Raw genomic sequence first — 11,228 nt, 5'->3', positions numbered from 1 at the left:
AACGTGCCCAGGAAAATGAACACCAGCCACCAGATGATCGCTGGATGCTTGATTCACAGTTGTTTCAGTTTTTGACAAGGATGTATCAGGAGACTGAACGGTACTTTCATTAGAGTTAGCTATCTGTGGCAATAATGGTCTAACGTAAAAATTCTTTACGAATGAATAAAATGCGCGTTATTATGGATTCCAGTTATTATGAAGAAGATCTGAAGCGTGATCAGGCTTTGTTAGCAAATGCCAAAATCGACTTGCAACGTTATCAAAAGAATCCTCTGGGGACCATGGCAATCGCATTTAATTTTGAACTCTCAATTTTGAAGGGTATTAAAAAATTAAATAACTCGCGCAAGCGCTCATTCACGTGAACGTTTGCCTGCCCGTTTTGCGTTTGCGAAGTGATTCGAGCCATTTTGGTCAACATGGAAACGATTCGTAGTACCAATCAAATAAGCGCGTCCTTTAGGGAACTGCTTTACGATGGACTCAATCAGAACAACAAATTCAATAGCTTTTTGATATACATCAAGCTTTTCATGATCAAAATACTGCATTTTATGAGTTCATCCATGGGCACAAGTTGGTAGTGGTATTCTACTGAAGTGTAGTTACTGTGTGCAACCTTATTTCGGGAACGCAAGCGGGCAGGCAAACGTTCACGTGAATGAGCGCTTGCGCGAGTTATTTAATTTTTTAATACCCTGCAAAATTAAGTGCGATTGGCATACTCTGGGGACGTAGGCAGTAGAAAATTGGCTTAACTTAACGGCAGTGGGATTGGGTCTCTGCTGAGATCTCGTTTAATGCAACTGTATCGGTATGTGCATTTCTTCAATGATTGATACCAGCTTTTCACTCACCGGAACTTGCGTATTTTTTAATACCGTTAGCAAATGTTCTTTGGCATGAAGTGGATTGGTATGGTTGTAATAAATAACCTGTGCGATTTCTGCAAGAAAGCATTCCGGATTTAGCGTTAGCGATTTTTGTATGTACTCTTGAGCTTTGTTTAATTCTTCTTTTAAGGCATGAATTAATCCTAGCCCACCCCAGGAATCTGCCATTTCAGGTTCAGTAGTTGCTGCAGCTTGATACATAGTAAATGCTTCTTTCATTTTATCTTGCAGTAATAAACACCAACCCAAAGCGATAGAGCAATCATAAAATTCAGGATAAATTATCAGGGCTTTTTTCAAGCATTCTTCCGCGTCACTTAAATTACCTTGACCCAAGTGCACATTACCTAAAGTAAACCATGAGCGACAATCGTCAGGATTGATTTGTAATAATTGTTCAACATCTTCTGCAGAAGTTTTTTGATCTACCAAACCTAACATATTTTTGATTAATTTTGCATCATAATTATCTGGATCTATCGCTAAAGCGCGCTCTGCTGTTTGCAGTGCTAACTCATTCTCATCGTTATCAAATTGTAAGAGTGCCAAGATGCTTAAGGCTTCTGAATGAGTGTCATCTTGTGTGAGTACGGTGTTAATTAATGTACTTGCTTGCTCTAATTTTCCTTGGCCATGATAGGCGCGTGCTAAAAGTTGCATTGCTTCAAAGTGGTGTTCTTTATCAATTATTGGCGATAAGATCCGGACGGCATTTTCCAAATCGGAAGTAATAAAATAAGCAAACCCCAAGTTATAACGTAATGCAGAAGTGTCTTGATAATTTAACGCTTCAGTAAAATGTTTTTTTGCTTGTTCAAATTGTCCCATATTTAAATGCAACAGTCCTTGATATCCAAGGCAAGCAATACGATCAATGGCATTAGCTCGATTAAGGTACTCTTGAGCAGAATTTAAATCATTTAATTCAACATAAAGATCGCTAATTTTCACTAATAACGAGAGATTATTTTCATCTTGGGCTAAAAATGCAAGATGACGATTTAATTGATCGACTACTTGATGATTACTCACAGATATATTCCTTGTAATTTGAGGTTGTAAACAAAGACCCTATAAGGGTAACTACTCGCAAATGCAAAATATTTGTTCCAGGAAATAGTAAAGAATTAAAAGGATGACTATAGTTAGATAATTTACAATAAGAGTATACGCAAATAACTATCAGTGATTATTTACTTCACACATTTAACTGAATTGGTACTTTTAATGGTTTATTATAACGGAGAAAGTAATGATTTATCGAATGTTGTCAGCATGTGGTGCATTAGGTTAAGGCACTCAAAAGAGTTTCTTGTCTGAAGCTTGCAAGTCATAATGAACTAAAGAGCCCAAAATCAGAAATGAGCGATAACATCCATTGCTCCCAGAACAGTATATCGCTTGGTTGGGATAATCCCCGCATTAACATTACCATTGAATGCATTCTTATCAAGCGCATAATCATAATCAATCTCCGGACGTAGCTCGATTTGTGGTGATAGCCAATGTTGCCAACCAAGACCGAAGTTAAGATAACGAGTTTTTACACCAGTACGCTGTCCTTGTTTATCGTCATAAAATTCAGGCCGAAATGAGATATTATCAAGAGGTGAGAATTGATAATTAATGTAAGCCACGGTAGCTAACACTGAAGCAGTACAAGTAAGTGCAGACGCGCTATTGCATTGTGCTGCATTTGGCGCATTAAACGGAATATATTGTGGAGAAAAAGGCGTTCCTCCTGCGGCAATGGCAGCCGCCGCAGGAGGGTTGTTGATATTAGCGACGTTGTTTTGATGAAGTATATAAATTTCAGATGCAATATGCCAACGGTTGTTGAATTTATGGTAATAAGTGAATCCATACCACTGAAGATTGTTGTAACCCCATACCCCATTATTGATACCATCCATGCAAGGGTAAAAGGTATCTTTACCATCATTCCACGTAAAGCGGGCACAAGCAACTGCTGACGGTCTTGCTCCTGGATCTTTCAAGAATGTTGAATTTGGATACAACGGATTGGGAGCAGGATTCTTTATTTTCTTCCCTATATTCCAAATCGCGGTATCAGTTCCTCCTACTAGACCTAACTGGAAAATGACATTTTTAGCAACGGCCAAACTTGCCACGACTCCTTCATTAGTATAATTATCAAAGCTGTACGACATAGAGTGTGAGTACATGTAATTATTGGGAGCGAGTTGTGCCTCAATATCAGGAATTGAGATATAACGTCCGATTCGAAAAAGTAATCCTTGAGCCACATTAGGAATATATAGTTCACCATACACCATGGGAAAATCATAACCATATACCGAATTGTTATTCAAAAGTTGATCACTGACAATTCCATATGCAGTGGTATAGCGATAATTTTCACCATAAATTTCTGATAGTCTAAATCCCCAATCAATATGGCTTGTTTGAACTGTGTCGGGAACGCGTTCGATATAAAGTACTGTTTGATCAAGCTCTATGGTATTTGGCGTATACATATAAGCTATAGGAGCATTGCCTCCTGGTTTTACAGTATTAGTACTCACATTGCCTCCGCCATTGACCCAACCGTAAACTTGAATGTGATTTTTTTGTAACCATTTTCCAGTAGAGGTATTCGCAATACCAATCATTAGTGGGCTATCAACAGAATTAGGTAGACTTACCCCTAAAGCAGTAATAGCACCATAAGGCCATTCAGTAAAAGGCATAGGCGGTGTGGATTCTGGCGTTTCTGGCCAACCGACTTGATGAGAGGATGGGGCATGAGGATCAGAAGGAGCTGCTGCATGGCCTATTTCCAATTTATAATAACGAAAAAAACGAGTAATAAAATCTTCACCTAAATAACTATTCAAACATGCATAATTGCTATAAGGATCACAACTGGATGTTGTTTGAGTATTTTTAGCCCAAACTGAAGCTGTCATTGTAGCTAGAATTAGATAAGGGAAAGAACCTAAAAAAATAATTCTTTTCAAATTTAACTTCCTGTAAAAACATATAAATTAAACTTTTTCAATAAATTAAAAAAGTAGTTTGATTGAATTAAATTGCCTTCTAATATGAGATAATTGTCACATATAAACTTAATGTACAAGCAAAATTGGTAGTTCTGTTAAACAAACTATCTATATGAAATATATATCTAGATAAAAAACTCTATCTTATTGCTTATGCATCAGTATCGCGTACAAGAAGCACTGGTGTTGTGGCAATTCGAACAACATTCTCCGCCACGCTACCCAGAAAGAGACGACTAAAGCCACGCCGTCCATGCGTGCCTATAATTAATAAATCAGCAGGCCATTCTTTTGCTGCTTCAACAATTACCTCAGCTACTCTTCCCTGAAATGGCTTTAATTCCAAAAGTGCTGTCTCAGGTTTGATAGATGATTGCTTTGCTATTTTTTTTGCAGCATTATCTAATATTTTTTCTCCATCCTCCTTCCAAGTAGCAATAATTGAAAGATAGTCAAAAGAAGGCCCTCCATAACGAATACAGCTTTCATCAACAACATGGATAATCCGCATATTAGTGTTCTGACCTTTTGTTAGTTTTATTACTTCGTCTACTAAGGACTCAGATATCTTACTCCCATCAAGTGCTAGCATAATATTCTTATACATTATAATGGCTCCTTGTGCGTATAATTAGTTATGACATCTATGGCCTAAATTATAGATCTGATTACTGTAATTTATTAGATACCATTTAATTATGTTTCAGTTAAGTAACATAAGTTTTGAGGCAATGATAAGATGTTTTGTTAACATTTACTTTATGAGGCAATTAGTATGTTCATGCACATGCAAAAGGCAAGATATATTAATTATTATTAATATTATTAATTGTAAAAATGCAAACACTTGCTAAAGAGGGTAGTGTTTGCATTTGAAAAAGATTTAATTGACGTGATTTATTCAGCCTTTTCAATTTTTATTGATTTCGAGCTGGCTGTGCTTTGAGCTTTTTTGGGAATAGTTACCCATAACATGCCTTTTTTGAAAGACGCTGTTGCTTTGTCTACATCAGCAGTTAAAGGCAATGAAACCGTACGCTCATAGCGGCCATAAGTAATTTCTCGACTTACAAAATTTTTCTTTTCATCTTTCTGAGATGTAGATTTTTCACCTTCAATAGTTATCCTATTATCATTGAAAGTTACTGTAATGTCTTTTTCATTCATGCCTGGCATTTCAGCTTCAATTTTAAAACAATCTTTATCTTCAACGATATCTAGAGCTGGGGAAAGTTTAATATTTTCGAATTTTTTCAAATCGATGCGCATGGGTTCAAACAAATCGTAAAAATCATTCATTGCATGACTTACTTCTTGCTGAAGTTTTAAGAAAGGACTGATAACATTTTCACTTTGATGATATTTTTTTAAACTGGCCATCGTCTCAACTCCTTATCCATAAATTAATTATGAAAGCTTATCTATTAAATTAGTTGTTGTAAGAGTTATCAGTATAATTTTAGACCAAAAATGAATGAATCGTATAAAATAAATAACGTTTGTATTAGTGTTTTTGTTATCTATCTGAATAAGGTGGTCTATAATTTTCCATATATTCAACTGTCTTTAATCAAGGTGAATAATGGATAAGTTCATCGATAGATATGAAGCAGGTGTTATTTTAGCAAAATATCTAAAGGACTATGCAAATAAACCGAATGTTATTATTTTAGCTTTGCCTCGAGGAGGAGTACCAGTAGCCTTCGAGATTGCTACTGCATTATCAGTCACTCTGGATGTCTTCATTGTTCGCAAATTAGGGTTTCCAGGACATGAAGAGCTTGCTATGGGAGCAATTGCTTCAGGAGATACGGTTTTTTTTAATGAACCATTGATGAGTCAATTAAACCTCGATCGCCTATCCATACAGAATGTGATAGAAAAAGAGCGAGAAGAATTACAACGTCGAGAATATTTATATCGGGGTAGCAGTCCATTTCCAAATCTTAAAGAAAAAATAGTCATATTGGTCGATGATGGAATGGCAACAGGTTCTACTATGATGGCAGCAATAGAAGTTCTCCGAAAGCATAAACCAAAATCTATTATTATTGCTGTTCCAGTTGCCGCCCATTCAACTTGTGAAGAAATGGCTCCTTTAGTTGATAGAATTGTCTGTCCACTTAAACCACTCGATTTTTATGCAGTAGGCTTATGGTATGAAAATTTTCCTCAGACTTCTGATAACGAAGTGATTGAATTATTAAAAAAATTCCATTCAATACACTCTTCATCCAGGTGAATCATGGCTCATTTTACTTTAAATACAAAGCACAGCATCACAATACCAAGCGGTAATGTTACCCTTGATGGCATATTATATTTTCCCGAAGAAGTACGCGGATTGGTATTGTTTGTGCATGGAAGTGGCAGTAGTCGATTTAGTGTACGCAATCAATACGTCGCCAAAGTTTTAAACGACGCCCACTTATCTACTTTGTTGTTTGATTTGTTCACTCCAGATGAGGATGCGATTGATAGTTGTACACGTCAATTTCGTTTTGATATTGAATTTTTGGCATCACGATTACTTGATGCAACCCAATGGTGCTTGGGGCAAGAGCAACTTAGTTCTTTGTCCATAGGTTATTTTGGAGCGAGTACCGGTGGAGGTGCGGCTCTGGTAGCTGCGGCACTTAAGCCGGATTTCGTTTATGCTGTAGTTTCACGAGGTGGAAGACCGGATTTGGCTGGAGAGTCTTTAACACACGTCCTGGCGCCTACTTTACTCATAATTGGTGGTAATGATGAAGTAGTCATTCAAATGAATAAAGAAGCGATGTCCCAATTAAATTGCATAAAAAAAATGGAAATAGTGCCCGGTGCAACTCACTTATTTGAAGAGCCTGGAACTCTTGATGAGGCAACAAAACTTGCAAAAAACTGGTTTGTTAAATACTTAAAGCTACTTCAATGAATCATCAAGTCCTCTCTATAGTGGGAAAAAAGAGCTATAGGCGTTATTTATCGGCCTGAAACAGAGCGCCTCAGCCACTATTTCTTTACCCATTTACCCTATCAATTTGACAGCATCATTCATTTTGATAAAACAACAGCATAAATCTCTTGAAAGTGATACAAATGAAGTGTCTTTATAATTTTAGCTTACGTATGAGGAATAGATTTGATAAAAAATTATCAATCTTTTTATCTAAAACTAAGCAAAAATGTAGAAGTTAAACTACGGTTAAAATATTAATTGATTCAAATTAAATGACTCAATATTTCAGGAGACAATCATGAAGATTGGTGAATTTTGTAATAGAGATGTGATTATAATGAATGGTGATGAGTCAGTGAAAGCTGCGGCCGAACTGATGCGTCGACACCATGTTGGTGATGTTATATTGGTTGAAGAAAATAAAGGACAACGAATTCCAATTGGAATTGTTACTGATCGTGATTTAGTAGTAGAAGTTATGGCTGTAGGGCTTGAAGCAACAGTTTTAACGGTCCAAGACCTGGTTACTCGCTCATTATTAATGGTTAAAGAAGATAATAGTGTGTTCGATTGTCTTGAACTCATGAAAATAAAAGGAGTGCGTCGCTTGCCCGTAGTAGATGCGGAGAAATCGCTAATCGGTATTATTACTATGGATGACATCACGGTTTTATTGGCAGGGATGTTATACAATGTAGTCAGTGTGGTTGATCGTCAGCAAAAAAATGAACTAAAACGAAGACCTTGAAATTTTTTGCGAAGTTCTTGTAAGTCTCATTAGCTCGACGAAAAGGCTAAGGATTATTCTTACTATACATCTTTAACCTTTTGGGAGTGTTCTGCACACGCTTTATTAATACAAGGAGTACCATCACTTGTCACGCTAGTTTCCAAATTAATAAGACTTACATCGGGCTGTCTGTGATCTAGTTCTTTTAAAGCATCGTTCCATAAATAATCTCCCTGAATAAAGCGGGGGATTTTTCCATTAATGTGTTCAGCAAGCACAACATAATCTCTGGCATCTTGCATGTAAGATTCGTAAATTTGAGGTTCAGCAGGATGTGATAATATCTGATCAATACCTCTACCTGTCATTACATCGCCACCTAAAAAAATTCGTAACTGAGATTTTTCTGGCATTTTAGTCTTCCTGCTTAGGGCGTTTTGTAATAATTTTTTTTAAATTGTAAAATGTCATGAAAATATTTTTTATCAATGCTGAGCTTATATTTTTTAGCTAAATGAGCATGCGCAACTTCTTCATTTTCTTCTAACATATTATCTTTATAAAGAAAGGCAAGAACATCTTCGGTAACTGCCCATTGATAGATTAACCACTTCCATTCTGTTATTTTCTCGGCCACAAAATCGACTTTAAATATTGTGTTTGCTTTTTCATGGATTACAGCTGTTTTAAGTAAGATAGGATGCATGGCCTGGAGATAGTTACGGGCAGTGATTAATGTTTTTCCTGTATCGTTGACATCATCAATAAGCAATATTTTTTTGCCTTCGACTTCTGTATTAACTGGAGCGATGATTTGCATTTGCTCTACCTCCGTAGCTCCGGCGGTATAATGTGTAATTTGTACAGAACCTAAATGATGAATGTTTAAAAAATCACAGATAAAGCGTGCAATGGGAAATCCACCTCGTGCAATAGCAATGACTGTATCAAAAACGTAGGACGATCTCATGATAAGTAAGGCAAGTTTATAACTTGCGGCATAAATTTCCTCTAGAGAGATTATTCTTGCTGAAAAATTTGGTTTCATATTATTTCCAGGTAAGTATTTCAGGAGATTTACGAGGAGAAGGTGGTGTCTTGCCAGCTGGCCAGCCTATGATAATCGGCACTATGGCTGTCATTTCTTCAGAAACTCCTAATTCTCTTTTCCATTCATGAGTGTTCAGAGCCGAAACTGCAAAGCCAATGACACAGGTGCCAAGACCATTTGTATAGGCGGCAAGCATTAGATTTTCTGCAGCAAGCCAGCAATCTGCTGAGACGAAACTTCCATGGAATTTGCTATATATAATTATCAATGTTCCAGCATTATAAAATATGTTGAACTCTGCTGGCTTGATCAAATCGATAATATGCTTTGCTTTTTGAGGCTCAGAATGGTTCGCTTCAGCGAGTATCAGTTTTTTGGTGCTTTCTGATAAGCGATTTAATAGATCTTTATTTTGAATAATCACAAATGACCATGGTTCTTCATGCATTGCTGTAGGGGCCTGGATGGCTGCATTAAGTAATGTATCGATGAGGTCTTGGTCAATTTTTGTAGCGAAGTAATTGCGTACTGCGCGACGATTATAAATGACGTCCATTACGTTCATGGAGGTTTTATCATGGTTGATTTTTTTTGAGCTTGCCATAATTCACTCCTTGCCGGTTGTTTCTTTAATTAAGTATAAAATAAGAACCCATGTTGTAAGTTGATTGAGATGACCTAATTAGTACTCCATTACTAATATATTATTAATCTATAATTGTAGTATGTTTTGTCCAATCGTATTACTTCAAAGAAAACTAAAAATCGATATTCCAGAAAAGGATTATTCGATGTTGGCCACACTACAAATCAGCCTTAATGCTGATTTGTTTGATTTTTTAGCGACTTCAATATAGGAAAAAATTTCTGCACCCCCCTTTATCTACGCACCCATGCTTTGCGCAACTCTTCAAGCACTAACATGATTAACGGAAAGGGCAAAATAAATACCCATACTGATAATGGCAGGGGGCTGTACCCAGTAAATAATTACCTAGTGGCGTATAGTTAATGACTATCAACATGATGATTTCCAGCAAGACCCCCCAAGTGATCAGTGCATTACCACCTAAACCGATGGAAAATAAAGAACGCCTTGTACTGCGGCACAAATATACATTAACAATTTGCATCACAATAATCGTACTTAAACATGCGGTCGTGGCCTGTAAATACAAGGGGTTATTGTGAGCTAATACTTGTCCGTAATGCCAACCACCACGAATTAGTACATAAAAAAAAGCGCCCATAGCCACTATGGCTTCTATTAACCCTAAAAAACAATAGGCACGCATGGCTAGAAATGGATTCATTAAACGCTCGTTAATCGGTCTAGGGGGCATGCGCATTAGTTCTGGATTGGGCGATTCGACACCTAAGCCTAATGCAGTAAGTGAATCAGATCCCATATCGATAGCCAGTATTTGTAAAGGAGTTAATGCGAGTGGAATTTTAAACAATACAAAACCAAGATAAGGCATCAGCTCAGGCACATTATGCGCGAGTACATAAGTCAAAAATTTACGAATATTAGCAAATACTGCTCGCCCCTCTTCGATCCCATTGACAATGCTGGCAAAGTTATCATCTAACAAGACCATGTCAGCGGTTGACCGCGCTACATCAGTGCCACTCATTCCCATCGCAATACCAATATGCGCAGATTTTAATGCAGGTGCATCATTTACACAATCTCCAGTCACTGCCACAATATGTCCTTTCATTTTAAGGGCTTGTACAATACGCATTTTTTGCTCGGCCTTGACGCGTGCAAAAATTATCTGCGGGTTATCAAGTGCTAACTGTAATTGTGCCGAAGAAAAATGTTGCAGTTGATCACCTGTAATCACCAACGGATGATTTTCACTGATCAATTTAATTTTTTGAGCAATAGTTACGGCTGTACTAGGATGATCACCTGTAATCATAATAATACGAATACCTGCTTCGAAACATCGTGCTATCGCTGCAGGGACTTCAGGACGTGGTGGATCATCAAGTCCTACTAAACCACAACAAGTTAAGTCACTTTCGCTCGCAAGATGAACCTTGGCAGCCTCTATATTTTTACAAGCAAAGGCTAGAACTCTTAACCCTTTCTCCGCCATTTCGAGCTGCAATTGTATCAGCTTGTTTTTATGTGTTTCACTCAAAGGTATTAATTTACCGTTTATCAAAATAGACGTGCATAAAGGGAGGACGCTTTCAGGTGCACCTTTACAGAATAGTCTAACCTCAGCATTATATTGTTGCACTATTGATAAACGCATACGATCGGAATCAAACGGTATAGTATGCATACGCACACCTGATTCAAATGTTGGAAGACAAGACTTGGCCATTTGTAATAATGCCACTTCCATTGGATCACCCAGCCAGGTTTCATTCTCGGAGCTATGCAAGTCGTGGCAATAAGCTGCACATTCAAAAAATAAACGGTTTGCTACTACTTCAAGTGAGGTTTTATTGATATCAGCTCGATCAAAGCATGTCATGCCAACAACGAGTCGCTCAACAGACATGCTATTTTGTGTCATATATGAACCATCTCGTTTTGCAAGTTAATTATAAGATGTTATAGGTTTAA

At 37.1% G+C, this 11,228-nt stretch carries 14 protein-coding genes; 5 read left to right on the top strand and 9 right to left on the bottom strand.

The features are described from left to right. Positions 1-170: 170 nt before the first annotated feature. Positions 171-368, top strand: a complete 198-nt coding sequence (locus tag QM652_RS12500; protein ID WP_415076307.1) for a hypothetical protein — start codon at positions 171-173, stop codon at positions 366-368. On the opposite strand, the gene QM652_RS12495 is transcribed toward QM652_RS12500, so the two are convergent. The 5 genes from QM652_RS12495 to QM652_RS12475 form a co-directional block, all read right to left on the bottom strand. After that, entirely contained in the window at positions 357-554 is a 198-nt protein-coding gene (locus tag QM652_RS12495; RefSeq protein WP_415076305.1) for a four helix bundle protein, read from the bottom strand. The two genes, QM652_RS12500 and QM652_RS12495, sit on opposite strands and share 12 nt — an antisense overlap. A 246-nt stretch (positions 555-800) precedes the next feature. After that, on the bottom strand, positions 801-1,928 hold the full coding sequence (locus tag QM652_RS12490) for a tetratricopeptide repeat protein (protein WP_415076303.1): 1,128 nt from the start codon (positions 1,926-1,928) through the stop codon (positions 801-803). Between the two features lie 323 nt (positions 1,929-2,251). Next, on the bottom strand, positions 2,252-3,877 hold the full coding sequence (locus QM652_RS12485; protein ID WP_415076301.1) for an outer membrane beta-barrel protein: 1,626 nt from the start codon (positions 3,875-3,877) through the stop codon (positions 2,252-2,254). 193 nt (positions 3,878-4,070) lie between these two features. Beyond that, positions 4,071-4,526 (bottom strand): universal stress protein, encoded by a 456-nt coding sequence (locus tag QM652_RS12480; protein WP_415076299.1) that lies wholly within the window; start codon positions 4,524-4,526, stop codon positions 4,071-4,073. A 290-nt stretch (positions 4,527-4,816) separates the two neighbouring features. After that, on the bottom strand, positions 4,817-5,299 hold the full coding sequence (locus tag QM652_RS12475; RefSeq protein WP_415076297.1) for an Hsp20/alpha crystallin family protein: 483 nt from the start codon (positions 5,297-5,299) through the stop codon (positions 4,817-4,819). Positions 5,300-5,501: 202 nt separating this feature from the next. Between QM652_RS12475 and QM652_RS12470 the strand changes: the two genes are divergently transcribed. The 4 genes from QM652_RS12470 to QM652_RS12455 all read left to right on the top strand — a co-directional run bounded on the left by QM652_RS12470 (position 5,502) and on the right by QM652_RS12455 (position 7,608). Next, positions 5,502-6,161 (top strand): phosphoribosyltransferase, encoded by a 660-nt coding sequence (locus tag QM652_RS12470; RefSeq protein WP_415076295.1) that lies wholly within the window; start codon positions 5,502-5,504, stop codon positions 6,159-6,161. 3 nt (positions 6,162-6,164) lie between these two features. Continuing rightward, entirely contained in the window at positions 6,165-6,836 is a 672-nt protein-coding gene (locus tag QM652_RS12465) for a dienelactone hydrolase family protein (protein ID WP_415076293.1), read from the top strand. 36 nt (positions 6,837-6,872) lie between these two features. Next, entirely contained in the window at positions 6,873-6,980 is a 108-nt protein-coding gene (locus QM652_RS12460) for an erythromycin esterase family protein (protein ID WP_415076309.1), read from the top strand. 178 nt (positions 6,981-7,158) lie between these two features. Continuing rightward, on the top strand, positions 7,159-7,608 hold the full coding sequence (locus tag QM652_RS12455; RefSeq protein ID WP_415076291.1) for a CBS domain-containing protein: 450 nt from the start codon (positions 7,159-7,161) through the stop codon (positions 7,606-7,608). 62 nt (positions 7,609-7,670) lie between these two features. Here the strand turns inward: QM652_RS12455 and QM652_RS12450 are convergent, their stop codons facing one another. The 4 genes from QM652_RS12450 to QM652_RS12435 form a co-directional block, all read right to left on the bottom strand. Beyond that, the gene (locus QM652_RS12450) at positions 7,671-8,003 is read right to left on the bottom strand and encodes a CapA family protein (RefSeq protein ID WP_415076289.1); all 333 of its coding nucleotides are present in this window, start codon (positions 8,001-8,003) and stop codon (positions 7,671-7,673) included. A 14-nt stretch (positions 8,004-8,017) separates the two neighbouring features. Further along, positions 8,018-8,638 (bottom strand): phosphoribosyltransferase, encoded by a 621-nt coding sequence (locus QM652_RS12445; protein WP_415076287.1) that lies wholly within the window; start codon positions 8,636-8,638, stop codon positions 8,018-8,020. A gap of 1 nt (position 8,639) precedes the next feature. After that, positions 8,640-9,245: a nitroreductase family protein gene (locus tag QM652_RS12440; protein WP_415076285.1), complete on the bottom strand. Its 606-nt coding sequence runs from the start codon at positions 9,243-9,245 to the stop codon at positions 8,640-8,642. A gap of 322 nt (positions 9,246-9,567) precedes the next feature. Then, positions 9,568-11,178 carry a cation-translocating P-type ATPase gene (locus QM652_RS12435; protein WP_415076283.1) on the bottom strand — a complete coding sequence of 537 codons (1,611 nt, stop codon included), beginning with the start codon at positions 11,176-11,178 and terminating at the stop codon, positions 9,568-9,570. Between the last annotated feature and the right edge of the window lie 50 nt (positions 11,179-11,228).

The organism is Legionella sp. (assembly GCF_047605385.1).
In the GTDB taxonomy this organism is placed as follows: domain Bacteria; phylum Pseudomonadota; class Gammaproteobacteria; order Legionellales; family Legionellaceae; genus Legionella.
Note: the sequence above shows the minus strand (reverse complement) of the source record. Positions and strands in the feature narration are given on the sequence as shown.